Source organism: Martelella sp. AMO21009 (assembly GCF_053484295.1).
In genome coordinates this window covers 20,117-46,466 of sequence record NZ_JBAKFR010000034.1, presented here as the reverse complement: position 1 = coordinate 46,466, position 26,350 = coordinate 20,117, and the positions used below count along the sequence as shown (strand labels likewise).

Sequence of the window (26,350 nt, the reverse complement as noted above, 5' to 3'; positions counted from 1 at the left end):
AAATCACACCAAAACGGAATCCCATACGATTCATTCATCGCGCCTGATGCTCTAGGTCAGGAAAGGCCGCATAGATCAGATGGCGAATGGCGGAGAGCGCAAAAGCCACGGGCAGGATTATCTGCACCGGCCAGACCAGCCAGCCCAATGTCAGGTCTCGTTCCCCGATCATGCGGGAAAAGGACACCATATCGACGGCACCCCACGCCAGAAACAGAAGGATGGCCGCCGACGCCACCCGGCCGGCGCGGCGCGCGGGCGCTTCGGCGCGGCCCCGCGTGACGAAATCCAGAAACCTGGGCCTGAGATGCGCGCCGCTGGCGGTTGCCAGTCCGAAGCCGGCCATGGCGCACAGGATCAGCGCGTATACCGCAAATTTGGATGCACCGAATACGCCATGCGAAAACACTTCCCGTCCGATGATATCCATTGAAAGGGAGGCCAGAACGGCGGAGAAGGTCAGGACGACGATGGCTTTCTCGACGGTAGATACAGCATTCAGAAAGCGTTGGACGATGCAGATCATAAGGGTTTTCTTTTAGCGAAACGAAAGGGCGCGCAGTTTGCGGCACGCCTTCCTGTTTCTGGTTTCAGGCATTACGGGCCACAATCCGCTTTTGCTTTCTCGATGGCCTCGAAAAAGCCGGTGGCGTCGCCTTTCAGTTCGCCCAAAGACTTGTCCCACGTGGCGCGCGCGGCATCTTCCCACAGCTTCTGTTGGTCGGGCGTCAGGCGAACAACGGTGCCGCCGGATTGCTCCAGCCTGTCCGCCATCGTTTTCTCGAAGGCATCGATCTCCTGAAGTTTCGCGCCGAAGTCCATCACCGTCAGGGCATCGGTCAATACGGCTTTTTGCTGATCGTCGAGTCTGGCCCAGCTTCGCGGAGACACGACCACAGCGCCAAGGCTGAAGAGCACGTCCGCCCGGGTGAAGATCGGCAAGGTTTGCGTCAATCCCGAGGCGACCGCATAGGTCAGTCCGAAGTTCACGGCATCGACGAGATGCGTGCTTGCGGCGGAGGGCGTGTCTTCGGCCGGCAGGGGCATGGGTGTGGCGCCGATCGACTGGAAGAAATTGATCGATGATTTGGAGGGGGCAGAGCGAACTTTCTTTCCCTTCAGCAGGTCCGGCGATACCAGCGTCACGGACCCGACCATGCCCTGGTGTTCCACGGGGGCAAAGGTAAGAAGGTGAAATTTGCGGCCCACCGTCTTCCGGGCGGTCTCTGTCAGCTTCGGGACCACACATACGACCTGTTCGTCATTCTCGAACAGGAAGGGAAGCATCAGCGTATCAAACTCCGGCACGATGCTCGACAGCACCGGCAGCGACCCGGACCATATATCAATCCTGCCGCTCAACGCGCTGGTGAGCGTGTCGCCCATTGAACCAAGCTGTCCGGCATAGAATATCTCTATCTTGAGCTGGCCGTCGGAAAGTTCTTCGACCTTTTGCGCATAGGCTTGGCTCTGCTTTGCCCAGACCGTCGAGTCTTGCACACCGATAGCCAGTTTCAGCGTGACCGGCTCGGCCTGCGCCGCGCTCGCCACGCAGACGGCGAGGGCGGTCAGCAGCCCTTGGACAGAAATTCTCATAAATCCCCCCGGATGATTGGTTCAATCAACATGTCTAGCTCCGAAGCTTGCCACAAATTGTCCATTTTTTTACGTTTCCCCGAATTAGGTGTTGGGTTGAACCGGTAGCATCAAGGAGCCGTTTTGTGAGATCGCCGGTGTCTCTCGGGCATGGCATGGCCGCCATCCTTCGCCGCAGCGTCTTGCCCGCGGAAGTTCAGTGTTCGCTGGCAGGACGGCGGACGAAGCGCGACTTCCCGCGGACTGGGTCCGGATTCCGCCGGGCTGGCGCCAGTGGCCGGCAGGGGTTTAGGATTTTTTTCCAAAAACCCCGGGGTCAATGGTCAAAATGACATTTACTTATCCCGCCGAACCTTTATCCATAGGTCGCATTTAGTAATTTCGGTTTCATTCATATTATCGGGAATATTCAATGGCTCTTACCCATTTGCAGAGACTGGAGGCGGAATCGATTCACATCTTCCGCGAGGTCGCGGCAAGTTTCTCCAGACCGGTGATGCTCTATTCGATCGGCAAGGATTCGTCGGTGATGATGCATCTGGCGATGAAGGCGTTCTATCCGGCAAAGCCGCCCTTTCCGTTCCTCCATGTCGACACCACCTGGAAATTCCAGGCCATGTATGATTTCCGGCAGAAGATGGCCGACGATCTCGGCATAGACCTGCTCGTTCACGTCAATCCGGAAGCGGCGGAAGCCGGCATCAATCCCTTCGACCATGGCTCCAGTACCCACACCCATCTCTGGAAGACGGTTGGCTTGCGCCAGGCGCTCGACAAATACGGCTTCGACGCCGCTTTCGGCGGCGCGCGGCGCGACGAGGAGAAGTCGCGGGCCAAGGAGCGGATCTTCTCCTTCCGCAATGCGCAGCATGCCTGGGACCCGAAAAACCAGCGCCCCGAAATGTGGAAGACCTACAATACCCGCGTCGGCAAGGGCGAATCGATCCGCGTGTTCCCGCTGTCGAACTGGACCGAGCTCGACATCTGGCAGTATATCATGAAGGAGAATATCCCGATCGTGCCGCTTTATTTCGCGGCGAAACGCCCGGTGGTCGAGCGCGACGGCGCGCTGATCATGGTCGATGACGCGCGCATGCCGATCGGCCCGGATGAAGCCGTGACGGAGAAGATGGTGCGTTTCCGCACGCTAGGCTGCTATCCGCTGACGGGGGCGGTCGAATCCGATGCCAGCGACCTGCAGGCGATCGTGCGCGAGATGCTGACCGCCAGAACCTCTGAACGTCAGGGCCGTATGATCGACAAGGACGAAGCCGGCTCAATGGAAAAGAAGAAGCGGGAGGGGTATTTCTGATGGTCGAGGATGTTTCCGGCGACATGATCGCCTATCTGGCCGATCAGGAAAAGAAATCGCTGCTGCGCTTCTTGACCTGCGGTTCGGTTGACGACGGCAAATCAACCCTGATCGGCCGCCTGCTTTACGACACCAAGCTGATCTTCGAGGATCAGCTTGCCTCGCTCGAACGCGACAGCGCCCGCCATGGCACCACCGGCGAGGATATCGACTTCGCGCTTCTGGTCGACGGGCTGGAATCCGAGCGCGAACAGGGCATCACCATCGATGTCGCCTATCGGTTCTTCGCGACCGCCAAGCGCAAGTTCATCGTCGCCGATACGCCCGGTCACGAGGAATATACCCGCAACATGGCGACCGGCGCCTCGACCGCCGATCTCGCCATCGTGCTGGTGGACAGCCGACAGGGCATTCTGCCGCAGACCCGAAGGCATTCCTTCATCGCCTCGCTGCTCGGCATCCGCCATATCGTGGTCGCGATCAACAAGATCGACCTGATGGATTATTCGCAGGAGGTCTACGACCGGATCGTCGCCGACTATCTGGAATTTGCAAAAGATCTCGGATTCGAGACGATCGTGCCGATCCCGATCTCGGCGCGCTATGGCGACAATGTCACCCTGCCGTCAGAGAACATGCCGTGGTATGACGGGCCGGCCCTGCTCGACCATCTGGAGACGGTTCCGGTCGCCTCCGCGCTTGCCGAGAAGCCGTTCCGCATGCCGGTGCAGCTCGTGACCCGCCCGAACCTCAATTTCCGCGGTTTTGCCGGGCAGATCGCGTCCGGCCGGATCGCCGTCGGCGATCGCGTCATGGTCGCCAAGTCCGGGAAAACGTCGGCGATCCGCCAGATCGTGACCATGGACGGCGATCTCGACAGCGCCGAGGCGGGGCAGGCGGTGACGCTCGCCCTCCAGGACGAGATTGAGGTCTCGCGTGGCAATATCCTGGTGGCGCCCGGTGCGCGGCCCAATGTTGCCGACCAGTTTCAGGCGAAGATTATCTGGTTCGACGCGGATGCGATGATCCCCGGCCGCTCCTATATCCTGCGAACCGAGGCGGACCAGACGCCGGCGACGGTAACCGCCCTCAAATATCAGGTGAACATCAACAGCTTTACCCATGAGGCGGCCAAGGCGCTCCACATGAACGAGGTCGGGGTGTGCAACATCTCGACCCAGGCGCCGATCGTGTTCGATGCCTATGCGGACAACCGCACCACCGGCAATTTCGTGGTCATCGACCGGATATCCAACAAGACCGTCGGCGCCGGCATGATCGATTTCGCGCTGCGCCGGGCGCAGAATGTCCACTGGCAGGCGGTCGAGGTCAACAAGAAGGCGCATGCCGCCCTGAAGGCGCAGACGCCGGCGGTGCTGTGGTTCACCGGGCTTTCGGGCTCGGGCAAATCGACGGTCGCCAACGCGCTGGAGAAAATCCTCCATGCCAAGGGCAGGCATACCTATCTGCTCGACGGCGACAATGTCCGCCACGGCCTCAACCGCGATCTCGGCTTTACGGCCGAAGACCGGGTCGAGAATATCCGGCGCGTGGCCGAGGTGGCCAAGCTCATGGCCGATGCCGGGCTGATCGTGCTGGTATCGTTCATCTCGCCGTTCCGCTCCGAGCGACGGCTGGCGCGCGAGATGATGGATGAGGGCGAGTTCATCGAGATTTTCATCGATACCCCGATCGAAGTCTGCGCCGAGCGTGACCCGAAAGGGCTCTACAAGAAGGCGCGGGCCGGCGAGATCGAAAACTTCACCGGTATAACGTCGCCCTACGAAGCGCCGGAAAACCCCGATATCCATCTTCACACCGTCGGTCACGACCCGTTTGAACTGGCAAGCCGGATCGAGGCGTTCCTCTCGAGCCGGGAGACGGGCGAGTGAGCGAGATGGCCGATATGCAGCAGGTCTTCCTCGATGCGGCGCTTGAAGCGGGCAGAGCGATCATGTCGATCTACGAGAACGGCATAGACGTTGCCTACAAGGACGATCAATCGCCGGTGACAGCCGCCGACGAGCAGGCGGAGGCGATCATTCTCGCCCATCTCGCCCGCGCGTTTCCCGATATTCCGGTGATCGCCGAGGAGAGCGTTGCCGCCGGCGTGGTGCCGGATATCACCGGCAAAGCCTTCTTCCTTGTCGATCCGCTCGACGGGACGAAGGAATTCATCAACAGGCGCGAGGATTTCACCGTCAATATCGCGCTTGTTGAAGACGGCGTGCCGGTTGCCGGCATCGTCTACGCGCCGGCCAAGGGCGTCGCCTACCGCACCATCGCCGGCGGCGCCGAGAAGCTGATCGTGACCGATGGCGTCGTCGCGCGATCCGAGCCGATCAGATGCCGGCCCAGGGGCGAGGTTCTGACCGCGGTGGCCAGCCGATCGCACAACAGTCCGGAGACCGAGGATTTCATGCGGAAGATCGGCGTGTCCGATTTCACCTCGGTAGGCTCGTCGCTGAAATTCTGCCTTCTGGCGGAAGGCGTTGCCGATGTCTATCCCCGTTTTGGACGCACCATGGAGTGGGATACCGCCGCCGGCGATGCAATCTTGCGCGCCGCAGGCGGCACGACTGAGTGCGCCGACAATACCGTCTTCGCTTATGGCAAGACCCGGCAGGATACCGACAGCGATTTTGCCAATCCGCCGTTTATCGGATGGGCTCATCGGCCCTAGGGCGATGTATTGGCTTTGTCCGATGACATGGATTTTATTCTAACGCGTGTCGGACATCGGGAAAAGCGACGCCGTGACTTTCAACAAACTCGCGAAAGCGGGTCGCAAGCACGACGTGGAAGCCGGCCTGTTTCAGGCCGTGGGCCAGAGCCAGGAAGGGTCGACGTCTGCCATGGGTGCAGATGAGAACCTTCCTGGGCGTCAATTGCAATCCCTCCTCTCCACGTGAACCCCGTCGCCAGAGCCGTGCCTGCCGTGCATGTTCAAATTGCGGGATCAAACAGCTCGCTCTATCAGGCCGGGCAGCTTTTCGTGAGCTAATAAATCGTGAAGTCTCTGTTGACGAGGTGCAGGTATATGATAATTTAACGATAGCTTCATTGCATTTTGCTTGCAATTTTTACGTGGTTACATTTTCAAGTTGTAGTGTGATCCAAGTTGTTGGGTCGCAATTCACGATTGTATTCTATTTTAATTGATTGATTAAGTTTGAACGGCCTGGTCAGCCATCGTTTCTTTCAGGGGTGCCACCATTCATGAGTGGGTATTTTTTTCAAGCGCTAGTGTCTGCTTTCCTCGTTTCGGCAACGGTCTGCGCGCTGATTTTGTCGACTCGAAAGTTCCATCTCAAATTTTCGGACCGTCGCAGGGACACTGCGGCCGTTCAAAGCGCACACCGGGTGCCGACGCCGAGAATCGGCGGGGTTGCCATTCTGGTCGCTCTCGTTTCGTTCGGCTTGCTTATACCCGATACTGGAAACCATAATCTCTGGTTGCTGCTCCCTTCGCTCATGCCGGTGTTTCTTGCCGGTCTGGCGGAAGATCTCGGGTTTAACGTATCGCCGCGCGATCGTCTGCTCGCCGCCGCGATATCGTCCCTGCTCGCAATCCTGCTGTTCAAGCTCTGGATACCGAGAACCGACATTCCGCTGATAGGCGCGGTCTTGATGTTTGCGCCGTTTGCGATAGCCATAACCATTTTCGGCGGGGCCGGTATCTGCAACGCTTTCAATCTGGTGGACGGCGTCAACGGACTTTCCGGTCTGATCGCGGTCGTGGTTGCGGCTTCTCTGGCGGCCATTGCCGCTCAGAACGGCCTGTTCGAGGTCAGCGCCTGGTGTGCCGTCGTCATGGGGGCGCTGCTTGGCTTTCTTGTCTTCAACTTTCCGCTGGGCAAGATCTTTTTGGGAGATGCCGGCGCTTACGGCATCGGTCACGTTCTCGCTTGGCTTGCGTTCCTGATACTGAACTTCGTTCCGGATCTGACCCCGTGGGCGCTGATGCTGATATTCTTCTGGCCGATCGCGGACACCATGCTCGCCATTTTCCGCCGCCGCATCGCCGGACGTCCCGCCGACCAACCGGACCGGCTGCATTTTCATCAATTGGTCATGCGCGCGCTTGAGATCAGTGTTCTTGGCCGGAATGCGCGGCATATCAGCAATCCGGTGACGACAGTTATCCTTGCGCCGATGTTCACCGCGCCCGCGATCGCCGGGGTTTTGTTCTGGGACAACCCGGCGATGGCCGCTCTCCTTCTGGTCTTTTTTGCCATCCTCTTCGTGGCGACCTACCAGTTTGGCGCCCGGATCACGGCCGCCCTTCGCCCTCAGTCCGGCCACAGGTTTAATTTCCACTTGGCGCACCACAAGAGGCTGTCCCACAAGAAGGATTTGTGACCGGGCGTCGCGGCGAGCCCGATATGGCCGGACGCAGGTCAAGGCTTGCTGATGGCACGAACGCGTGAAGACGAACAGTCGCTGGCAGCTTGCGCTTTCCGGCATTTTCAGAGACTATGAATTCTGGTTTTGACGGGAAACTATTTTGATCAAGCTTGGCCAACCCGCACCACCGCTTCTCAGCGGTCGCCGATTTTTCGGGCGTTGCGCGTGATGCGGGTTTTTCCTGATGTCTCTGGTTCGGGTCCGCTTTTGGCCTCCGAACCTGCCGGCAGGCTGTGCGAGGCAGGCCGAAAAAGGCCTTGCTGGCGAGCAAGCCTCCACGCCGTCATGACGCGCTCTTGTCTTCCACTCACGGGATTTTTCAATCAGGCTGACACGCACAGGAATGCTGCAGGTCGCGGCGTTCACGGTCGGGAGCTTGACTGGTCGGACCGCTTGGTCTATCGCCCGGTCGGCTTATACCGGGAAAGACTGCGTCTAAAGATGCAGGATCGGCCGAGGGCATGACCAGAACATTTTACACCTGAGTATTTGAGCAACATGCTAAATAGCAAAATCAATACTGAAAATGACGATATCGATCTCCAGAAGATATTTGCCATCTTCTGGAGGCGGAAGTTTCTGATTGCGGTGATATTCATCCTGTTCGTTCTGGCAGGCGGCTATTACGCCTTCAGGATGACGACGCCGATCTATCGGGCAACTTCAGTCACGATGGTGAGCAATCAGGCGGAGAACATCATCGATATACCGAGCGTCCTTGCGCAGCTCGGAACGGACGATGTCGCCCTGCAATCCGAGATCGAGGTGATCAGGTCGCGTATTCTGATCGGAAACGTTGTCGATAGTCTCGGTCTGATGGCGGACCCGGAATTCAACGCGGCTCTGAGAGAGCCGACGACGTTTTCAAGATTTGTCGCCTATATAAAGAGCTTGTTGCCAAAGCCTTCCGATTCCGACGCAGATGCCCCAGGGCCGGACAGGACGCGGGACCGGGTGGTGAGCGCCTTGCTGAACCAGTTCACGGCAACCGTCGTTCCCGACACCACCACCTTCAGGATAACCATGAGTTCGGAGGATCCTGAAAAGGCGGCGCTGATCGCCGACACGATCGCCGAGCAGTATGTGCAGCGCCAGATCGATGTCAAACGCGGCGCGACGGTCGATGCGATCGACTGGCTCAGCGAGCGCGTCGCCGAACTGAAGGTCGCGCTCGAAAAATCCGAAAATGCGGTAAAGCAGTTCAAGACCGATACGCCGCTGACCACGCCGGAAGTGTTGAGCGGGCTGGAGCGGCAATTGAAGTCGATCCGGGATCGCATCACCGAGACGCGCCAGAGGGTCGAGGCTTCCGACGCCTTGCTTGCGAAACTCGAGCAGGCTTCATCTTTTGAAGACAAAGCCGTTCTGCTGGGGGACCCGACGCTCATCGATCTCTCAGCCACCGCTCCTCGCAATAGGAGCGATGCCGCGCGTTTCGAAGCGAGACTGGAGACCCTGCTCGTCGACCGCCGCAGGGACGCGGCCGAGACCAAGAGTCAGCTTGCCTCTCTGGAGACCGCTGAGGCGGCACTTGAGAAGAAGATTCAGGCCGAAAGCGCTGCCTATCTCGAACTGGAGCAGTTGACGCGGGAAGCGGAAGCCAACCGGACACTTTACGAATATTTCCTGGCACGCCTGAAGGAGACATCCGCGCAGCAGGGGATACAGCAAGCGGACAGCGTCATTCTTTCCTATGCCGTCGTTCCGGAGAAGGCGAGCGAACCGTCCAAGAGCCGGATCGTCCTTCTTGCCGGTCTTGTGGGGCTTGTTTTCGGTGGCCTGCTCAGCCTGCTGATCGAGATGCGGAACAGAACCTTCAAGTCATCGCAGGAACTCGAGGAACTGGCCGGCTTGCCGGTCGTCGGCATGTTGCCTCTGGTGCCGGCGAAACACCGGAGCGATCTCTTCCACTACCTTCAGACGCATTCGACCTCACCGTTTGCCGAGGCGATACGCAATCTCAGAACGTCGGTTGTGCTTGCCAATCTCGACAAGCCGCCACAGGTGATCATGCTTTCGTCTTCCATTCCCGGCGAGGGTAAAACGACAAGCAGTATCGCTCTGGCGCTCAATTTCGTGAGCATGGGCAAGAAGGTTCTTCTGATCGAAGGCGATCTGCGGCGACTGACCTTCCAGCAGTATTTCGGCAATTCCAGAACCGACGCCGGTCTGATCTCCGTGCTTTCGGGCAAGCAGACTCTGGAGGAAACCGTTTTCCACAGCGAAGGGCTGGATCTCGATGTTCTTTTTGGCGAACGCTCGCCGAAAAATGCGGCCGATGTTCTTTCATCCAGGAAGATGGATGAGCTGCTTCGCGAGGCTCGTTCAAAGTACGACTTCATCATCGTCGACGCGCCGCCGGTGCTGATCGTGCCCGATGCGCGTGTTCTGAGCCAGTTCGTCGATGCCATCCTCTTCGTCGTCAAATGGGATTCGACCCACCATCACCAGGTCGAAGAAGCGATCCGTTCCTTCGAGGAAGGCAAGATCGAGGGGTTGGTCCTCAATCAGATCGATCCGAACGGATTCAAGCGCTATGGCTATAATTACGGCTATGGCTATGGCTATGCCGCCCACTATGGCGACAAGTATTACGATACGGACGACGACTAGCGCCTTGCCAGCCCCTGTTGCACAGCGGAGAAAACCTTTCGCCGCTGTGCTTTCGCATCTCCATAAAATAGACGCAAGCGCGTGCTCTTTCGGTCAGGAGGCCGATGCGCTAGGTTTGCGCACGAATGGAGCGGGGTTATCTGTATGTATCTGACGCGACGCGTGTTTTCTCTTGGGGTGATTGCCGCGACGCTTTCAGCGTGCACGAACAGCTCGGTTGGCAGTTTTTCTTCCGTCGCCGATCCGGCGATGCGGCCGGTGGCCAATTCTGAGTGGAACGCGTGGGTGGCTGGCTTCAAGCAGCGGGCGGCGGCGCGCGGGATTTCCAACGACACGTTGACGGCGGCCTTCGCCAATGCCGGATACACGCCGGGGGTCATTGAGCAGGACCGCAACCAGACGGAATTCAAGCGCACGCTGGAAGACTATCTGGCCATTGCCGGCTCCGATGAGCGGATCGCCAAGGGGCGCGCCAATTATGCCCGCTACCGCGATGTTCTGGAGCGGATCGAGGCGACCTATGGCGTCGACGCCAATGTGATTGTCGCCATCTGGGGCCTGGAAAGCATGTACGGCGAACGGCGCGGCAGCATTCCGGTTGTGTCGTCGCTTTCGACGCTGGCCGTCGAGGGGCGGCGCGGTGCTTTCTTCGAAAGCCAGTTGGTCGGGGCGATGCGGATCCTGCAGAACGGCGATATCACGCCCGAACGGATGACCGGAAGCTGGGCCGGCGCCATGGGGCACACCCAGTTCATCCCCACCTCCTATCTCGGCTATGCCGTCGATTTCAACGGTGACGGGCGGCGCGATATCTGGGAGGCCGACCCGACCGATGCGCTTGCCAGCACCGCGAACTATCTTGCCCGCTCGGGTTGGCGGAAAGGTCAGCCCTGGGGCGGCGAGGAGGGCTCGCTCGGCGCTGCCGTTGATGGCACCAGGATACAGCCGCAGGCGGGCGGTCCGGTCTTCGTCGTGGGGCACAATTTCAACGTCATCAAGCGCTACAACAATTCCACCAATTATGCGCTGGGCGTGGGATATCTCGCCGACCGGATCGCGGGCGCCGGCCCGCTCAGGGGCAGTTTTCCCGATGACAGTTACGGCTTCAGCGCCGACCAGCGCAAGGAGCTGCAGTCGCGGCTTTCGGCGGCGGGCTACGATGCCGGCACCATCGACGGCGTGTTCGGCGACCAGACCCGCGCCGCGATCACGGCCTATCAGCGGCAGAACGGGCTGAATGTCACGGGCGAACCGTCCATGGCTCTGCTGCAAAGGCTTCGGTAAAACCCGTTGGCAAGTTGTCTTGCGTTGCCGCCAGACGCCACGTTTCCGGCATGCCATTGACAGCGCCCTAAAAGCCGGACAAAACCTGACTATTCCGAGGGGTGCATCCTGCGATGCTGAGACGGCGGTGAGCCGGACCCTTGAACCTGATCCGGGTCATACCGGCGTAGGAACGGAAAATCTGGCCGCTCTGCCATAACCTTTCTCTTCTCCGCCGGTCTCCTTGATTGCAACATCCTGGGGATCGCATCATGAAGTCTTGCCGTCCAATGCCATGCGCGGGCCGCCGATGGTCCAGCCGTCCGAACGGCTGTTTTGAGACAGGCGTTGCCCGCGAACGGCATCGTCCATGCCCATGACGGCGGTCCGCAGCACCGCCGGACGGTTTGCGGAGGCACTGGAAGCCGCGCTCGGCCTGCTCGCCGCCGTCATCCTGATGGCGATGCTCGCTCTCGTCGTGGCGGGCGTCGTGTTGCGCTATGTCTTCCACACCGGCGTCGTCGGCATGGAGGATCTGGGCATCTGGCTGAATATCGCGCTGATCTCGGCCGGCCTGCCGCTTACCCTTTCGGGCCCGCTGTCGATGCGGCTCGATGGTCTTGCACGGCTGCTGCCCGATCGGGCATCTGGCCTGCTCGCTGTCGTTGCCGATGGCTTCAGCGTCGTCGCGGGGCTGATCCTGTGCCTCGGCGGCCGTGAGGCGATCGCCTTGCTTGGCGGAATGTCGCCAACGCTCGGGGTTCCGGAATGGGTGCGCCTCGCCTTTCCCGCAGCGGGCGGGCTGGGTCTGCTCGTGCTGCTCTGCCTGCGCCGCCTGGAGCGGTCGAACGGCGCACGGCTAATCTTCGGGTTCGCGCTCGGCGGGTTTCTTTACTGGGCTGTCGGCCGGTTCGCGATCGATATCACCCTGCCGGCCAGCCTGCCGCTCGCGCTGGCCGCCGCGCTCGGCCTCATTTCCGGCGCGCCGCTTGCCCATGTGTTTCTGGCGTCATCCTATGGCGCGATCGCCTTCGGGGCGTTGCAGACGGAGCAGGCGATCATCGCCAATACCGTTGCCGGCATGTCGAAATTCCTGCTGCTGGCGATCCCGTTCTTTCTGCTTGCCGGCGCGTTTCTGAAGCTCTCGGGAGCGGCCGGCAAACTCGTGGCGTTCGCGGCCTCGCTCGTCGGTCATTATCGTGGCGGCTTGGCGCAGACGACGCTGTTGACCGGGGTTCTCTTCTCAGGCGCGTCCGGTTCCTCGGTCGCCAATGCTGCCTTTGCCGCCTCGACCTTCCATCCAGAACTGGTGCGCCACGGCTATCCGCCCGCCCGCGCCGGCGCGCTTGTCGCGGCCTCCTCGGTTCTCGACAACGTCATCCCGCCCTCAATCGCCTTTCTCATTCTGGCGACGGCGACCAATCTTTCCGTCGGCGCGCTGCTTGTCGGCGGGCTGTTTGCCGGCCTTCTGATGGCGGCGTTTCTCGCCGTCGCCATAAGGCTCGCGATGGGGGCCGCGAGCGGCGCGCCGCCGGCTTCGGCCAAAATGCGCAGGCGGGCCGGGATCGCGGCCCTACCGGCCTTCGGCCTCGGTCTGATCGTGGTGTTCGGCATTCGCCTGGGCATTGTCACGACGACGGAGGCGGCGGGCCTTGCCGCCCTTTACACGCTGATCCTGGCGGCAACGTCCCGCCGCTCCGGTTCCAGCATTGTCGCCGCCTTCCGCCAGTCGGCGGCAGAGGCGGCGGCGATCGGTCTCCTGATCGGCGCGGCGGCCCCCGTCGCCTTCCTGCTCGCGATCGATGATATCGCCGGTCTGGTGCGCCACCTCGCCGGCCTGTTCGGGGGCAGCGCCGTTGCCGTTCTCCTGCTCGCCAATGGGATCCTGCTGATTGCGGGCCTGGTGATGGATATCGGGGCGGCGATCCTGCTGCTTGGCCCTGTGCTTCTGCCGGTTGCCGTTGCCGCCGGGATCGATTCGATCCGTTTCGGCGTCGTCCTCGTCGTCAATCTGATGATCGGCGGGCTCACGCCGCCGGTCGGCATGCTGGCCTTCGTGGTCGGCGGCGTCACCGGCCTTCCGCCGGAAAGCCTGTTCAGGGCGATGTGTCCTTTTCTTCTGGCGCTTCTCGCAGCCCTGTTCGTCCTCATCCTCTTTGCCGTTCCCGTATGAAAGGTTTGTCTGCCATGACTACGCTCAACCGTCGCCATCTCCTGAAAACAGGCGCCGCGGCCGCCGCAGTGCTTGCTGCGCCCGCCTATCTGCGAACCGCCAGCGCCGCCACGCGCGATGTCGTCATCGCCTCGCTCCTCGGCGAGGATAAGCCGGAAACCATGGTCTGGCGCTTCTTCGCCGATGCGGTCGAACAGCGGCTTCCGGGCCGGTTCCGCTTCCGGATCGTGACCAATGGCGCGCTCGGCGGCGAAAAGCAGGTGGCCGAGAATATTCGCCTCGGATCGGTGCAGGCGAGCCTCTCCACCATTTCGGCGCTTTCGGCCTGGACGCCGCAATTGCAGTTGCTCGACCTGCCTTTCCTGTTTCGCGATGCCGCGCATCTTCGCGACGTCGTCACCGGCCCGGTCGGCGACGACCTCTCGGCCCGGCTTGCGCAAGAGCAGTTCATCGTCGGCGGTTTTATTGATTACGGGGCCCGCAACCTGCTGGCCAAGGAGGCGATAACGCGGCCCGGAGAGATGGAAGGCAAGACCATCCGCGTCATCAACACCCCGCTCCACACGCGCCTTTGGAGCGCCTATGGCGCGACGCCGGTCGGCATCCCGATCACCGAAACCTATAACGCGCTCGCCACCGGGGTAGCGGATGCCATGGACCTGACGAAATCGGCCTATGCCGGGTTCAAGCTCTATGAGGTGGTGCCGTTCATGACCGAAACCCGCCATATCCGCGCCGCCGGGGTGCTCTATTTTTCCGCCGGCTTCTGGAACAGTCTCGATCCCGAAACACAGGCCGTGCTCGGCGCGATCTCGGCCGAGGCCGCGCTCTATTTCAACCGGCTGATCGTTGAGGACGAGGCGCAGTCCGTGGCGCTTGCCAAGGCCAATGGCGCCACTTTCCTTCAGCCGGAGGACATGGAGGCCTGGCGCGCCGGGGCGCGGGGCGTGTGGAGCGATTTCGCACCCGTCGTCGGAGGAATGGACACAATCGAGGCGGTGGCGCAGGGCTGAGCTGCGCCCGAAACCGGCCGTTCAGCCGGTGACCTTCACCTGATTGCGACCCTCCACCTTGGCGGCATAAAGCGCGCGGTCGGCGAGCTCGATGATATTGGGCGGCGAAACCCGCGGGCTGAACACGGATATGCCGATGCTGACCGTCAGCGTCTGCTTCTGTCCGTCGGGGAGGATGAACGTCTGCCCGGCGATGGTGTTGCACAGGCGCTCCGCGATCGCTGTCGCCTCATAGGTTCGCAGTCCCGGCAGGATCATCGCGAATTCCTCGCCGCCATAACGGTAGGCCCGGTCATTCTCGCGCGCCGTCAGTTCAATTGTATCCGCAACCTGCCGGAGCGCGTCATCCCCCGCCAGGTGTCCATAGGTGTCGTTGAACTGCTTGAAATGGTCGACATCGATCATCAGCAGGGAGAACGGCTCGCCGCTCTCTTTCGATACGGCGATGGCCTCGTCGATCGCGCGGTCGAACTCGCGTCGGTTGTAAAGGCCGGTCAGGCCATCGGCGCGCGCGGCCGCAGCCAGGGCATCTTCCTGCCGGTTGATCTGCTTGAGCATGGTGTTGAAGGCCTGCGCCACGGAGGCAAGCTCCGGCGGGACCTGCACCTCGATTTCGCGGTTGCGCGTGCCGCCCGCGACCAGCATCGCGCCTTCCACCAGTTTGTCGGTGCTGCGGATCAGCGCCTGGTCGATGATGAATATGCCGATCCCGGAAAACACCAGCGCCAGAACGCCTGCAATCGCGGCAAAGCGGTCGAGCCGCTCCATTGTTTCGAGTGCTTGTCGGTGGCTCTCCTCGTTCAGCAGGCGCATGCTCTCGGCAATGCTTTCCACGCGCTTGCCGGTTTCGCCGACGACGCTTTCAAAGCGCATCAGGGGCTGGTCGGCGCCGCCGGGCAAAGGGGCAACGTCCGACGCGGCCTGCAGCAACAGTGCCCATTGCTGGCTCACGCCTTCAAGCACGGGATCAAAGGAAGGGTACGTCTCCGTTATCATTTCCAGATCGCGCAGATTGGCGGCGATATCGCGCTCGGCCGCCTCGAAACGATCGCGGTAGCTTTCGTCGCCGGTCTGCGCGAAATCATTGACATCGGTGGCGATGTCCCAGAGGTTGCCCTGGATCCGCTCCAGCGCCAGCGATACCTTGTGCTGGGTGTGAAGGACCTGCCGGAAGGGCTCACGGAGCTGATCGCGATAGTCCAGATACCAGAAGGCGGAAAGGGCCGCGACCGGCAGCAGCGCCATCATGAACCCGACGATCAGCCAGGCCCTGAGAGAAAGCCCGCGGAACCAGCGGCCAAACAGGCCGGGATCACCCGATTTGTCCATCCAACAATATCCCCCGCGGCGTCATGCCGTTGTTCGCTTTTTCGGTGTGTTTCGGTGGTGCTGCACTAAACCGAACAGGGGGCTGGTTCTACTATCTCCAAGTTGTCATTTGGGCCCGGACGGTAAGCCGCGTCGAGCATGCGCGGCGCTTTCGTCGGACGATTACGTGGCTCCTCGAACGGCATTGGCTTCGGGGCGAAAGCCTGCGTGACGCTGCTACCCGTACATCAGGTTCGGCAGGAACAGCACGATGCCCGGCACGAACAGAAGCAGCGCCACCAGCGCCATGATGGCGGCGATGAACGGCCAGGATTCCTTCACGTAATCCTCGATCTTGGTGTCCAGCAGGCTGCAGACGGTGAACATCGCGACGCCCACCGGCGGCGTCATGCCGCCGAAGGTGACGATGGTCATCATCAGGATACCGAAATGCACCGGGTCGACCCCCGCCTTGACCACAACCGGAACGAGGATCGGCGTCAGCAGCAGCACCAGGATCGTGCTTTCGAAAAACAGGCCGGCGATGAACAGGCCGATCAGGATGACGGTGACGATCAGAACCGGATTGGCGAGGCTCTCCAGCATGAAGCCCGCCACGCTCTGCGGCACCTGAAGGAAGATGATCGCGAACCCGATCATGCCCGACATCAGGATGATCAGCATGATCAGGCCGATATCCGACAGTGCATGGCCGAAGGCCCGCTTGATCATCTCGAAGGTCATCACCCGGTGGGCGAAAACGCCGACGAGGATGGCGTAGACCACCGCAAACGCGCCGACTTCCGATGGCGTGAACAGACCGCCGCGGATCGAGCCGATCAGAAGCACGGGAAACAGCAGCGCCCACTTGGCGCCCCAGGCGGCGCGGCCGAGTTCGCCGGCGGTCGGCTTCCTCATGTCGCTCATGACATAGTTGCGCTTGCGGGCGACAAGCCAGGCGGCGACCATCAGGAATACCATCATCAGCACGCCGGGCACGATGCCCGCCATGAACAGCCGGCCGATCGAGACCTGGCCGACATAGCCGTAGAGGATCAGGCCGATCGACGGCGGAATGGTCGCGGTGATCAGCGAGGACATCGCGATCACGGCGGAGGAATAGCCCTTCGAATAGCCGTTGGAGATCATCTGCGGACCGAGAACGCGCGCTTCCATGGCAGCATCGGCGACCGCCGAGCCCGAGACGCCGCCCATCAAGGTCGACAGGATGATCGAGACCTGCGCGAGACCGCCCGCCATCCAGCCGACGGCGACCTTGGAGAAGGTGAACAGCCGGTCGGTGATGCCGCTTTCGTTCATCAGATGGCCAGCCAGCACGAAAAACGGCACGGCCAGCAGCGGAAAGCTTTGCGAAACGGTCGCGATTTTCTGCACGCCGATCGAAACCGGCATGATGTCGGAGGTCAAAAAGAAGGTGAAGCCCGAAATGCCGATCGCGAAGGCAATCGGCGCGCCAAGCAGCATGAGGGCAAAGAAGACGATACCGATCAGGGCCATGGGCTTACTCCGCCGGACCGGTATGGACCACCGGCTGTTCGGGGACTGTCGTGCGGGTGAAGATCAGCATCCCGTCTTTCGCATTGCGCCAGGCCTGCCAAAGATTGCCGAGGATCGAGATCGACAGCATCACACAGCCGGCGGGCACGGCAATCGTCACCCAGGCATAGGAGAGGCCGGAGTCGCCGAACTGGCGTTCCTTGTTGAGCATGGTGAGCTTGTAGCCCTCATAGGCAAGCAGCATGAGAAAGGCGAGGAACAGCGCTGCAAGCGCCGTCTCCAGCGCCAGCCGGTAGCGGTGCGGGAACGGGCGGACCAGGAAATCGACGCCGAGATGGCCGCGCTCGCGCATGGCCCGCGTCGCGCCGATGAAGCAAAGCCAGATGAACAGAAGCTGCGCAAGATCGACGGACCAGATCAGCGGATGACCGAAGAAACGCATGGTCGCGGCGATGAACACAAGAAAGGTGATGACCGCAAGCAGGGTCGCGCCTGCAACATACTCGATCTTTGCGAGGAAACCGGGCATGGTGGCCCCTCCCGATATGGCGCGAGGAGCGACAGCTCCCCGGTGTGGTTTTCCCGGGCTTCCGCGGTGGAAGCCGAATGTTGTTTTCGGCCGCGCCTCTGGAGCAGGGCGCGACCGGCTTTCGGCAGGGCCCGCGGGCTTACTGCGCGGCGATCGCCTGAAGCTTGTCGCGCAGATCGCCATAGCCGAGATTGTCATAGACCACGGCGGTCCGCTCCTTGAACGGGGTGACGTCGATTTCCTCGACCGCGACGCCGCTATCCTTCAACTGCTGTTCGAGGCTCGCCAGCGCGTCACGGGTGCCGTAGGAGGCGATGTCGCCGGCCTTCAGCGCTTCCTCGTGGAGGATCGTCTGCAGGTTTTCCGGCAGCGAATCGACCCACGCGGCGGAGGTGATGAGGCCGGTGATCAGGTTGATGTGGCCGGTCAGCGTGATGTTGGTGATGACCTCGTCAAGCTTGGCGCCGACGACGGCTGGAAGCTGGGCCTCGGCTCCGTCGATGACATTGGAGGAGATCGCGGAGTAGACCTCGCCCCAGGGCATCGGCGTCGGCGTTGCGCCCATGGCCTCGATCGTGCCGGTCCAGACGGGCGCGCCGGGGGTGCGCATGCGCACGCCCGAAAGGTCGTCCGGCCCGTTGATCGGCTTCTTGGTCAGGAGATGGCGTTCGCCCTGCCACCAGTTGAAGCTCAAAACGTCGAGGCCGGCATCGTCGTGAAGCGTGGTCGCCCACTCGTCGAACATGTCGGAGGTGACGACCTTGCGGATGCCGTCATAGCCATTGGCGAGATAGGGCGCGCCCAGCACGCCGAATTCGTTGACGAAGACGGCGAGGCGGCCGCCGTCGACCACGACCGCAACCGGCGCGCCGGCGCGGGCCTGTTCCAGCACATCCTCGTCGGGACCAAGCTGCGAATTCGGAAACAGGCGCACTTCGAGCGCGCCGTCGGAGGCCTCGGCAACATTGTCGCGGAAGGCCTCAAGGCCCTTGTAGAGCGGGTCCGTGGTGGCGAGCGCGGTGTTGACGCTCAGTGTGTAGTCGGCGGCAAGCGTTGTGCCCGCCATCAGGCTTGCGGCAAGGCCGGCGAGCGCGATGCTTTTGATATTGGCGATGTAGTTCATATCGTCCTCCCATTCAGACGGCGGGGCTTTGCCCCGGTGGCAATGTCCGGGGCCTAGCGTCCCGGCTCCTCGAAAAACTCAGGCTTTTCCTCGAATATCGCGGGCAGGTCGCTCAGGATTTCGCGCAAGTGCCCGCGCGCCGCGGCCTCTGCTGCTTGCTGGTCGCCATCGCCGATCGCGTTGACGATGGCTTCATGCTGGTCGGTGAGCTTGACCATCGGGAAGCGCAGCAGGCTGAGATAACGCACGCGGTCCATCTGCACCTTCAGCCCCTCGATCAGCGCCCAGGCGCGCGCCTTTCCGGCGGCGTCGGCCAGCGTCTTGTGAAACAGTTCGTCGAGCTTGATGAAGCGCGTGGCGTCGGTGCGGGCCGCTTCGCGCTGTTCCTGCAACTGGAGCCGCAATTCCTCCACCAGCCCGGCATCGGGTCTTGCAGCCAGAAGCTTGACGATATCGGCCTCGATCGCCTCGCGCACGAAGCGGGCATCCATGACCGCAGCCTGCGATATCCGGCGCACGAATGTGCCGCGCTGCGGACGAACCTCCAGCAGACCCTCTTCCGAAAGCTTGATGAAAGCTTCGCGCACCGGCTGGCGGCTGACTGAAAAGCGGGCAGCCAGCTCCGACTCGGAAAGCCTGGAGCCGGGCGGCAGATCATTGTGAAGGATAAGGTCACGCAGAATGCCATGCAACTGGGCGCCAACCGGCGCGCCCGGAGCAATTGTCGTTTGCACTGTCTCTGGCAGCATTGCATTCCTCCCTATGGTCTCAAGTTGCACCATACTTCCATACTAGTCAACAGGGCATTTCGATGCTAAGTCTGCGACGTGACCATCCGGGTGCTTACGCGCCCGAGACCGGCTGCCAAAGCGCGCCCAGGAGAAGTGGATGACGGTTTGCCGACCGGACGCGCGTAAAAACAAATGGATAGGGCATTTCCGGGGATTCGGTTTTCATCGGAAATGCTCTAATGAGATGAAGAATGCTTCGGGAGAGAGAGTATGCGGCAGACATGGCGCTGGTTCGGACCTTTGGATCGCGTATCGATCGACGATATGCTGCAGGCTGGCGTTGAAGGCGTTGTCACCGCGCTGCATCATCTGCCGACAGGCGAGGTCTGGACGCCGGCCGAAATCGAACGGCGGCAGACCGAGCTGTCGCTGATGAGCGACGGCGCGCCGTCGGGGCTGAAATGGGAAGTGGTGGAAAGCCTGCCGGTTTCGGAGGATATCAAGAAGCAGAAGGGCGACTGGCGCCGCCATATCGACAATTACAAGATCAGCATGGCAAATCTCGCCGAGGCCGGAATCGAGACCATCTGCTATAATTTCATGCCGGTGCTGGACTGGACCCGAACCGATCTCGCCTATCGGCTGAAGACGGGTGCCACCTGCATGCGCTTCGACTATGCCGATTTCGCCGCCTTCGATATCCATATCCTTGAGCGCCCCGGCGCGCATGAGGATTTCGCCGAGGACGTGCGCGCCGAGGCCGGACGTCGGTTTGCCGAAATGGATGATGCGCGCAAGGCTGCACTGGCAAAGAACATCGTCTTCGGCCTTCCCGGCGCGGCCGAGAGTTTCACGCTGGAGGATGTGCGCCAGCATCTCGCAGAATATGCAACGATTTCAGCCGAAGGGCTGAGAGCCCATTTCATTGATTTCCTGGAGGAAGTGACGCCGGTTGCCGAAGAGCTTGGGCTCAGGCTCTGCTGCCATCCCGACGATCCGCCCTTCGGCCTTCTGGGCCTGCCGCGGGTGATGTCGACGGAAGCCGATTACAGGACGATGATGGAGGCTGTCGATAGCCCCGCCAACGGCATCACGCTTTGCTCCGGTTCGCTCGGCGCGCGGCCTGACAATGACCTGCCTGGCATGATGGAGCGGCTGGGCGACCGGGTGCATTTCCTGCACCTGCGCAATGTCCATCGCGAGAGCGCCAACATTGCAGGCTCGTTCTATGAATCCGAACATCTCGGCGGCGATACCGATATGGTGGCGCTGATGGCGGCGGCGATTGCCGAGGAACGGCGGCGCAAGGCCGCGGGACGCGCCGACTGGAACATTCCCTTCCGGCCCGATCACGGCCTCGACATTCTCGATGACCAGAAGCGCAGGGCCCAGCCCGGATATCCGGCGATCGGCCGGCTGAAAGGGCTTGCGGAACTGCGCGGCATCCTCAAGGCTCTGGATCGCTGATCTCGTCGTCGGTGTCGGGCAGGGCGAAGGTCATCGCCAGAAGGTTGTCGCGCAGCCGGTCGATATCAGCGCCCACGACCTTGTCGATCCGGTCATGGGTCTGCCGCCAGATCGGCACGGCTTTTTCAAGCAGGTTGAGGCCTTCATCCGTCAGTTTCAACCGGCGGACGCGCCTGTCCTTTTCGTCCTGGAACGAGGTCATCAGACCGCGGCGCTCCAGCGGCTTGATGCTGGCCGTCAGCGTGGTGCGGTCCATCGCCAGCACATGGGCGACCTCGGCCACGCGCGGCGGCTCCGGCCGGTTGAGCGAGACCAGCAGCGAATACTGGCCGTTGGTTAGCCCCAGCGGCCGCAGCACCTCGTCGAAATACCGGCCCACGGCCCGCGCGGCGCGCTGGAGGTGAAGGCAGATACACCGGTCCCGTACTTCAACGGTGACTGACAGGGGTAGACTTTCGCGCATATCCGTGCCTTTATGTTGATATCAACGTATGTTCCGCAACGGACAAAGTCAAGATATCGGAGGATTTCATGGCGTATGTAGACGGGTTTTTGGTCCCTGTTCCCGCTGAAAACAAGAAGGCCTATGTGGATTTATGCGCACAGGCGGCAAAAAAGTTCCGGGAATGGGGCGCGCTCGACTATGTCGAATGCTGGGGCGATGACGTGCCCGAGGGCAAGGTGACCTCTTTTCCCATGGCTGTGAAACGTGAAGAGAACGAAGTCGTCGTGTTTTCCTGGGTGGTTTGGCCGGACAAGGCGACGCGCGACGCGGCCTGGCAGAAAATGTTCGATGACCCCGAAATGAGCGAGATGAAAATGCCTTTCGATGGCAAGCGGATGATCTTTGGCGGCTTCGTGCCGGTGTTCGAACTCGACGCATAAACGCCGCGTTGACACTGTGTCTCGCCCTTCCACGCCTGCGAAGGCAGAATCGGGCTTGTCATTTTCAGATTGCCCCCCTAAGTTTACGTCGCTGGTCCGGTTGGGCCGGTGACGTTCTCAGGGCGGGGTGAAATTCCCCACCGGCGGTAATTGCTCAAATCGAGCATGAGCCCGCGAGCGCCTTTTTCGCCAAAATGAAAAAGGGTCAGCAGATCCGGTGTAACTCCGGAGCCGACGGTTAGAGTCCGGATGGAAGAGAACGAAGCGTATCGACGCGCGGAATCTACCCTTTGACGAGGGTATTTTACGCCGTCATTGTCGCTTTTGCCCTGCTGACGTCTTGTTGCAACAACGAGGCGAAGGGCATGATCTCAGCCCCGGACATAACGATTTCATCCACCGAGAACGCCGCCTTGCGGCGGGCGCTTGAGGGTGCCGCGCGCTTTGCCGGCGCGACCGCGCCAAACCCGCCGGTCGGCTGCGTGCTGCTGGACGAGCACGGCGCGGTGCTGGCCGAAGGCTATCACATGAAGGCCGGCGAGGCGCATGCCGAGGCGGCGGCGATCGCCAGCGCCCGCGCGCTTGGGGTTTTCGGCCGCATTCACACCGTGGTGGTCACGCTCGAACCCTGCAATCACCATGGCCGCACCCCGCCCTGTTCGGATGCGATCCTTACGACCCCGGCGCGCCGGGTGATCATCGGCGCAGCCGATCCCAACCCGTCGGTCAAGGGCGGGGGCGGCGCGCGGCTGAAGGCGGCGGGGCTCGATGTCGTCTTCATCGCCGATGAGCCGGAACTCCGTACCCAGAGCACTGCCGCCAGACGGCTGATCGCGCCCTTCGCCAAACATGCCCGGACGGGAAGGCCCTGGGTCACCGTCAAGCAGGCGGTGGACGAGACCGGCGGCATGGTTCCGCCGGCCGGTCGCAAGACCTTCACCTCGAAGTCCTCCCTGGTCTTTGCCCACCGGCTTCGCCGCCGCGCCGATGCGATCCTCACCGGATCGGGCACGGTGCTGGCCGACGATCCGGAATTCACCGTGCGCCATGTGCCCGATTTTCCCGGAAAACGCCGGTTTCTGGCTTTGCTTGACCGCCGGGGGCAGGTGCCGCCGTGCTATCTCGAAGCGGCCAGCGCGCGCGGCTTCACCGTGCTCAATCCCGCGGGCCTTGACGAGGCGCTCGCAATGCTGGGCGCGCGGGGCGTGCTGGAAGTGCTGGTCGAGGCCGGACCTTCGCTTACCGCCGCCGTGCTTAATGCCGGCCTTGCCGACGAACATGTGTTGATCACCAAGGGGCATCCCGACCACATCGCGATCACCCATGCCAATCCCGAATTTGATGCCGTGAAGGGCCCTGGAGAAGACCAATGAAGATGGAACGCAATTTTTCGATGGAGCCGGTTGAGCGTGCGCTGGACGCCTTGCGCGCCGGCGGCATGGTGCTGCTGGTCGATGACGAGACCCGCGAAAACGAGGGCGATGTCGTGGTCGCCGCCGAGTTCGCCGATGCCGCCGCCGTCAATTTCATGGCAAAGCATGCGCGCGGGCTGATCTGCCTGACGCTGACGGGCGCGCAGGTCGACCGTCTCGGCCTCGCCCCAATGGTGGCTGACAACCGGGCCCGCCACACCACCGCATTCACCGTGTCGATCGAGGCGGCGGAGGGGATCACCACCGGCATTTCGGCGGCCGAGCGCGCCCGAACGGTCGCCGCCGCCGCCAATCCGGATGCGAAGCCCGGCGATGTCGTCTCGCCCGGTCACATGTTCCCGCTGCGCGCCGTTGAAGGCGGGGTCCTTGCCCGTGACGGCCACACGGAGGGTGCGGTCGATCTCGCCCGGCTCGCGGGCCTCAACCCGGCTGCGGTGATCTGCGAGGTGATGCGCGACGATGGCGAGATGGCCCGCCGCGACGACCTGATGGCGTTTGCCAAAGAGCATGACATGCCGTTCCTGAGCATCGCCGACCTTGCCGAATACCGCATGCGCACCGAAATCCTCGTTGACGAGGTGGCGGCGGCCAACCTGCCCGTCGCGCAGGGCGCGTTCAAAGTCCATGCCTTCACGAGCAGGATCGACGGCGTGGAGCATCTGGCGCTGGTCAAGGGACCGCTTTCGGCGAACCCGCTGGTGCGGGTGCATTCGGAATGTCTGACCGGCGATGTGTTCGGCTCGCTGCGCTGCGATTGCGGCGATCAGCTTGCCGAAAGCATGGCGATGATCGGCGAGAAGGGCGGGGTCGTGGTCTATCTGCGCGGGCAGGAGGGCAGGGGCATCGGCCTTGCCAACAAGATCCGCGCCTATGGCCTGCAGGAGCAGGGGCTCGACACCCATGCGGCCAATCTGGCGCTCGGCCTGCCCGCCGATGCAAGGCAATATTATACCGCTGCCCATATTCTCAAGAGCCTCGGCGTCTCCCGGCTGCAGCTTCTGTCTAACAATCCGGAAAAGCCCGAGGCGCTTACGCGTTGCGGGCTGACGGTTGAAAAGCGCCTGCCGCTGATCATCGCCACCAATCCTCACAACGAAAATTATCTTGCCGCCAAGCGCGAAAAGTTCGGTCACACTCTTCCGATCTGAACCCTGGCTGCCTGTTCCGGCGCATCTTGACACTGAAAGGAAACAGCGTGTCCCATCGCATCGCCATCGTCATTTCCCGCTTTAACGAAAAGGTCACCACCGGCCTTTTGAACGGCGCAAAGGCCGAACTCTCTGAACGCGGCGCGCCGGTCGCCGACGCCGATATCTTCGACGTGCCGGGCGCCTTTGAAATCCCGCTGGTCGCCAAGAAGCTCGCCCAAACGGGAAAATTCGCCGGCGTTGTCTGCATCGGCGCGGTGATCAAGGGCGAGACGGCCCATTTCGAATATATCTCGGAAGCCGCCGCACACGGGCTGATGCAGGTCTCGCTCGAGACCGAAATGCCCGTCACCTTCGGCATCCTCACCACCTACACCGCCTTCCAGGCTTTTGACCGCTCTGCCGACGACGAACACAACAAAGGCCGCGAGGCTGCCGCCGCCTGCGTGGAGGCTCTGGAAGCTCTGGCGAAGGTCGCCGCTGCCTGAGTGCTGGCGACCGCCCCGCCGGCCGTTCGTCGGCCGGGGGCGGTTTTTTCTTGTCAAAACGGCCTTCGCCCGTCATCCATGGTCTCGATGTGAATGGAGGACGAGGCTATGGCGGGCGCATTGAAACCGGAATTTCTGATTGCGGGCGAGCAGGAACTGCGATCCCTGTTTCCGGCAACGCATGACCTTGCGGCGAAGAAATCCCTGCCGCGGCTCGACAGGCATGCGATCGAGTTCATCGCCCGTTCGCCGTTTCTCTGTATCGGCACCCAGGCGGCCGATGGGCGGGCAGATGTCAGCCCGCGCGGCGATCCGCGCGGGTTTGTGCATGTACTCGACGACAAGACGCTGCTGATCCCCGACCGTCCCGGCAACAACCGGCTCGACACCCAGTCGAACATCCTCGCCAATCCCTCGGTCGGCCTGATCTTCATGGTGCCGGGCTTCGACGATACGCTGCGGGTGAACGGCCGCGCCGTGATTACCCGCGATCCCGATCTGCTCGCGCGCTTTGCGGTCAAGGACCGCCTCCCGCTGACCGCAATCGCGGTCCATGTCCAGGAGGTTTTCCTGCACTGCGCCAAGGCCTTCCGCCGCTCCAAGCTCTGGGACCCGGAAAGCCGCCAGGACCGCAGCGAAATGCCGTCGCTGGTGAAGATCATCCTCGACCAGATCGACGCAGCGCCGGAGAATCCGGAGGAGATGAGGAAATTGGACGAGGGGCTTGAGGAGAGCTATCGGAAGTCGATGTATTGAGGCACCCTGTCCGGCTTCGCTTCCGATCGTATGCCTCAAAGATTTGATATGATTTGCGAAACGGCCTGTTCGACGCTGCTTCCGGCGGTGTCGATGCGGATATCGGCGATGGACCAGTCCGCGTAGTCGCGCGCGATCACGTCCTGCCATGTGGGCTTTTTCCAGCCGGGTATATCGATCGGGCGTTCTTCGACGCGCAGCCGGTGCACGGCGGGATCGGAACAGGTGACCTCGACCCCCAGAAAGCGGGCATCGGCCCGCGCGGCAGCACCCGCGAACATTTCTCTCGTAAGCGCCCAGGGGTTCACGCAATCGGTGATGACGTCATGGCCGAGTGTAAGATTGGAAACGGCGAGGGCGGCGAGAATCTCATAGCTTTCCGATCCGATTTTCCGTTCGGGATCGTGCGCCAGCATCACGGTCTCGATTTCATCGACACGAAGATAGACCGCGCCGGTCTTGGCCGAAAGCGCCTTGGCGATGGTGCTCTTGCCCGTGCCGGGCAGGCCCGCGAAAGCGATAAGGGTTTTCAAGTTTTTCGTCCTCTCATGGCTGCGTCGATGGCATCTCATGCCGCGATATCGAGT

At 61.7% G+C, this 26,350-nt stretch carries 23 protein-coding genes and 2 riboswitches; of the genes, 14 read left to right on the top strand and 9 right to left on the bottom strand.

Translation table 11 applies throughout. The features are described 5' to 3' along the window. Nucleotides 1–34 precede the first annotated feature (34 nt). Entirely contained in the window at nucleotides 35–526 is a 492-nt protein-coding gene (locus tag V6766_RS22245) for a TRAP transporter small permease (RefSeq protein WP_448470295.1), read from the bottom strand. Nucleotides 527–597: 71 nt separating this feature from the next. Then, nucleotides 598–1,596 (bottom strand): TRAP transporter substrate-binding protein, encoded by a 999-nt coding sequence (locus V6766_RS22240; RefSeq protein ID WP_448470293.1) that lies wholly within the window; start codon nucleotides 1,594–1,596, stop codon nucleotides 598–600. Nucleotides 1,597–2,008: 412 nt separating this feature from the next. Here V6766_RS22240 and cysD point away from each other — a divergent pair, with 412 nt between their 5' ends. From cysD to V6766_RS22200, 8 genes are all read left to right on the top strand, one after another. Then, nucleotides 2,009–2,908 carry a sulfate adenylyltransferase subunit CysD gene (gene cysD / locus V6766_RS22235; protein ID WP_448470291.1) on the top strand — a complete coding sequence of 300 codons (900 nt, stop codon included), beginning with the start codon at nucleotides 2,009–2,011 and terminating at the stop codon, nucleotides 2,906–2,908. Next, nucleotides 2,908–4,800: a bifunctional sulfate adenylyltransferase/adenylyl-sulfate kinase NodQ gene (gene nodQ / locus V6766_RS22230; RefSeq protein ID WP_448470289.1), complete on the top strand. Its 1,893-nt coding sequence runs from the start codon at nucleotides 2,908–2,910 to the stop codon at nucleotides 4,798–4,800. The genes cysD and nodQ overlap by 1 nt, the downstream gene beginning before the upstream one ends. Nucleotides 4,801–4,805: 5 nt before the next feature. Next, nucleotides 4,806–5,591, top strand: coding sequence for a 3'(2'),5'-bisphosphate nucleotidase CysQ (gene cysQ, locus V6766_RS22225; protein ID WP_448470299.1), 786 nt, complete (start codon nucleotides 4,806–4,808; stop codon nucleotides 5,589–5,591). A 536-nt stretch (nucleotides 5,592–6,127) separates the two neighbouring features. Beyond that, complete coding sequence (locus V6766_RS22220) at nucleotides 6,128–7,270, top strand: glycosyltransferase family 4 protein (RefSeq protein ID WP_448470287.1); 1,143 nt, start codon at nucleotides 6,128–6,130, stop codon at nucleotides 7,268–7,270. Between the two features lie 543 nt (nucleotides 7,271–7,813). Next, nucleotides 7,814–9,928 (top strand): GumC family protein, encoded by a 2,115-nt coding sequence (locus V6766_RS22215; RefSeq protein ID WP_448470285.1) that lies wholly within the window; start codon nucleotides 7,814–7,816, stop codon nucleotides 9,926–9,928. A gap of 285 nt (nucleotides 9,929–10,213) precedes the next feature. Continuing rightward, a complete protein-coding gene (locus V6766_RS22210; protein WP_448470283.1) occupies nucleotides 10,214–11,212 on the top strand; it encodes a lytic murein transglycosylase in 999 nt (332 codons plus the stop codon). 87 nt (nucleotides 11,213–11,299) lie between these two features. Further along, nucleotides 11,300–11,402, top strand: a riboswitch (TPP riboswitch). A gap of 165 nt (nucleotides 11,403–11,567) precedes the next feature. Continuing rightward, the gene (locus V6766_RS22205) at nucleotides 11,568–13,364 is read left to right on the top strand and encodes a TRAP transporter large permease (RefSeq protein WP_448470297.1); all 1,797 of its coding nucleotides are present in this window, start codon (nucleotides 11,568–11,570) and stop codon (nucleotides 13,362–13,364) included. A 14-nt stretch (nucleotides 13,365–13,378) separates the two neighbouring features. Next, nucleotides 13,379–14,377, top strand: a complete 999-nt coding sequence (locus V6766_RS22200) for a TRAP transporter substrate-binding protein (protein ID WP_448470281.1) — start codon at nucleotides 13,379–13,381, stop codon at nucleotides 14,375–14,377. Between the two features lie 21 nt (nucleotides 14,378–14,398). Here the strand turns inward: V6766_RS22200 and V6766_RS22195 are convergent, their stop codons facing one another. From V6766_RS22195 to V6766_RS22175, 5 genes are all read right to left on the bottom strand, one after another. After that, nucleotides 14,399–15,706 carry a diguanylate cyclase gene (locus V6766_RS22195; RefSeq protein ID WP_448470279.1) on the bottom strand — a complete coding sequence of 436 codons (1,308 nt, stop codon included), beginning with the start codon at nucleotides 15,704–15,706 and terminating at the stop codon, nucleotides 14,399–14,401. A 216-nt stretch (nucleotides 15,707–15,922) separates the two neighbouring features. After that, nucleotides 15,923–17,203 carry a TRAP transporter large permease gene (locus V6766_RS22190; protein WP_448470277.1) on the bottom strand — a complete coding sequence of 427 codons (1,281 nt, stop codon included), beginning with the start codon at nucleotides 17,201–17,203 and terminating at the stop codon, nucleotides 15,923–15,925. A gap of 4 nt (nucleotides 17,204–17,207) precedes the next feature. Continuing rightward, a complete protein-coding gene (locus V6766_RS22185; protein ID WP_448470275.1) occupies nucleotides 17,208–17,732 on the bottom strand; it encodes a TRAP transporter small permease in 525 nt (174 codons plus the stop codon). 139 nt (nucleotides 17,733–17,871) lie between these two features. After that, entirely contained in the window at nucleotides 17,872–18,855 is a 984-nt protein-coding gene (locus V6766_RS22180; protein WP_448470273.1) for a C4-dicarboxylate TRAP transporter substrate-binding protein, read from the bottom strand. A gap of 53 nt (nucleotides 18,856–18,908) precedes the next feature. Then, entirely contained in the window at nucleotides 18,909–19,604 is a 696-nt protein-coding gene (locus V6766_RS22175; RefSeq protein ID WP_230720249.1) for a GntR family transcriptional regulator, read from the bottom strand. A 252-nt stretch (nucleotides 19,605–19,856) separates the two neighbouring features. Between V6766_RS22175 and uxuA the strand changes: the two genes are divergently transcribed. After that, nucleotides 19,857–21,053, top strand: a complete 1,197-nt coding sequence (gene uxuA / locus V6766_RS22170) for a mannonate dehydratase (protein WP_448470271.1) — start codon at nucleotides 19,857–19,859, stop codon at nucleotides 21,051–21,053. Here uxuA and V6766_RS22165 read toward each other — a convergent pair. Next, on the bottom strand, nucleotides 21,034–21,516 hold the full coding sequence (locus tag V6766_RS22165) for a MarR family winged helix-turn-helix transcriptional regulator (RefSeq protein WP_448470269.1): 483 nt from the start codon (nucleotides 21,514–21,516) through the stop codon (nucleotides 21,034–21,036). The genes uxuA and V6766_RS22165 overlap by 20 nt on opposite strands. A 68-nt stretch (nucleotides 21,517–21,584) precedes the next feature. On the opposite strand from V6766_RS22165, the gene V6766_RS22160 reads away from it, so the two are divergent. From V6766_RS22160 to V6766_RS22140, 5 genes are all read left to right on the top strand, one after another. After that, nucleotides 21,585–21,938: a DUF1428 domain-containing protein gene (locus V6766_RS22160; protein ID WP_448470267.1), complete on the top strand. Its 354-nt coding sequence runs from the start codon at nucleotides 21,585–21,587 to the stop codon at nucleotides 21,936–21,938. Nucleotides 21,939–22,047: 109 nt separating this feature from the next. After that, a riboswitch (FMN riboswitch) is annotated at nucleotides 22,048–22,203 on the top strand. Nucleotides 22,204–22,303: 100 nt separating this feature from the next. Further along, nucleotides 22,304–23,311 (top strand): bifunctional diaminohydroxyphosphoribosylaminopyrimidine deaminase/5-amino-6-(5-phosphoribosylamino)uracil reductase RibD, encoded by a 1,008-nt coding sequence (ribD, locus tag V6766_RS22155; protein ID WP_448470265.1) that lies wholly within the window; start codon nucleotides 22,304–22,306, stop codon nucleotides 23,309–23,311. Next, nucleotides 23,308–24,519 (top strand): 3,4-dihydroxy-2-butanone-4-phosphate synthase, encoded by a 1,212-nt coding sequence (gene ribB / locus V6766_RS22150; RefSeq protein WP_448470263.1) that lies wholly within the window; start codon nucleotides 23,308–23,310, stop codon nucleotides 24,517–24,519. Before ribD ends, ribB begins: the two co-directional genes overlap by 4 nt. 47 nt (nucleotides 24,520–24,566) lie before the next feature. Further along, on the top strand, nucleotides 24,567–25,007 hold the full coding sequence (gene ribH, locus V6766_RS22145) for a 6,7-dimethyl-8-ribityllumazine synthase (protein WP_448470261.1): 441 nt from the start codon (nucleotides 24,567–24,569) through the stop codon (nucleotides 25,005–25,007). Nucleotides 25,008–25,115: 108 nt separating this feature from the next. Next, nucleotides 25,116–25,763, top strand: coding sequence for a pyridoxamine 5'-phosphate oxidase family protein (locus V6766_RS22140; protein WP_448470259.1), 648 nt, complete (start codon nucleotides 25,116–25,118; stop codon nucleotides 25,761–25,763). Nucleotides 25,764–25,798: 35 nt separating this feature from the next. Here the strand turns inward: V6766_RS22140 and V6766_RS22135 are convergent, their stop codons facing one another. After that, the gene (locus V6766_RS22135) at nucleotides 25,799–26,296 is read right to left on the bottom strand and encodes an AAA family ATPase (protein WP_448470257.1); all 498 of its coding nucleotides are present in this window, start codon (nucleotides 26,294–26,296) and stop codon (nucleotides 25,799–25,801) included. Between the last annotated feature and the right edge of the window lie 54 nt (nucleotides 26,297–26,350).

Excerpts from the sequence above, each read along its gene's own strand:
- V6766_RS22205 (WP_448470297.1), top strand. The coding sequence starts at position 11,568 with ATGACGGCGGTCCGCAGCACCGCCGGACGGTTTGCGGAGGCACTGGAA.
- nodQ (WP_448470289.1), top strand. The coding sequence starts at position 2,908 with ATGGTCGAGGATGTTTCCGGCGACATGATCGCCTATCTGGCCGATCAG.
- V6766_RS22200 (WP_448470281.1), top strand. The coding sequence starts at position 13,379 with ATGACTACGCTCAACCGTCGCCATCTCCTGAAAACAGGCGCCGCGGCC.
- V6766_RS22240 (WP_448470293.1), bottom strand. The coding sequence starts at position 1,596 with ATGAGAATTTCTGTCCAAGGGCTGCTGACCGCCCTCGCCGTCTGCGTG.
- V6766_RS22245 (WP_448470295.1), bottom strand. The coding sequence starts at position 526 with ATGATCTGCATCGTCCAACGCTTTCTGAATGCTGTATCTACCGTCGAG.
- V6766_RS22190 (WP_448470277.1), bottom strand. The coding sequence starts at position 17,203 with ATGGCCCTGATCGGTATCGTCTTCTTTGCCCTCATGCTGCTTGGCGCG.
- cysQ (WP_448470299.1), top strand. The coding sequence starts at position 4,806 with ATGGCCGATATGCAGCAGGTCTTCCTCGATGCGGCGCTTGAAGCGGGC.
- V6766_RS22180 (WP_448470273.1), bottom strand. The coding sequence starts at position 18,855 with ATGAACTACATCGCCAATATCAAAAGCATCGCGCTCGCCGGCCTTGCC.
- uxuA (WP_448470271.1), top strand. The coding sequence starts at position 19,857 with ATGCGGCAGACATGGCGCTGGTTCGGACCTTTGGATCGCGTATCGATC.
- V6766_RS22140 (WP_448470259.1), top strand. The coding sequence starts at position 25,116 with ATGGCGGGCGCATTGAAACCGGAATTTCTGATTGCGGGCGAGCAGGAA.
- V6766_RS22195 (WP_448470279.1), bottom strand. The coding sequence starts at position 15,706 with ATGGACAAATCGGGTGATCCCGGCCTGTTTGGCCGCTGGTTCCGCGGG.
- cysD (WP_448470291.1), top strand. The coding sequence starts at position 2,009 with ATGGCTCTTACCCATTTGCAGAGACTGGAGGCGGAATCGATTCACATC.
- V6766_RS22165 (WP_448470269.1), bottom strand. The coding sequence starts at position 21,516 with ATGCGCGAAAGTCTACCCCTGTCAGTCACCGTTGAAGTACGGGACCGG.
- V6766_RS22185 (WP_448470275.1), bottom strand. The coding sequence starts at position 17,732 with ATGCCCGGTTTCCTCGCAAAGATCGAGTATGTTGCAGGCGCGACCCTG.
- V6766_RS22160 (WP_448470267.1), top strand. The coding sequence starts at position 21,585 with ATGGCGTATGTAGACGGGTTTTTGGTCCCTGTTCCCGCTGAAAACAAG.
- ribD (WP_448470265.1), top strand. The coding sequence starts at position 22,304 with ATGATCTCAGCCCCGGACATAACGATTTCATCCACCGAGAACGCCGCC.
- V6766_RS22175 (WP_230720249.1), bottom strand. The coding sequence starts at position 19,604 with ATGCTGCCAGAGACAGTGCAAACGACAATTGCTCCGGGCGCGCCGGTT.
- ribB (WP_448470263.1), top strand. The coding sequence starts at position 23,308 with ATGAAGATGGAACGCAATTTTTCGATGGAGCCGGTTGAGCGTGCGCTG.
- V6766_RS22215 (WP_448470285.1), top strand. The coding sequence starts at position 7,814 with ATGCTAAATAGCAAAATCAATACTGAAAATGACGATATCGATCTCCAG.
- V6766_RS22220 (WP_448470287.1), top strand. The coding sequence starts at position 6,128 with ATGAGTGGGTATTTTTTTCAAGCGCTAGTGTCTGCTTTCCTCGTTTCG.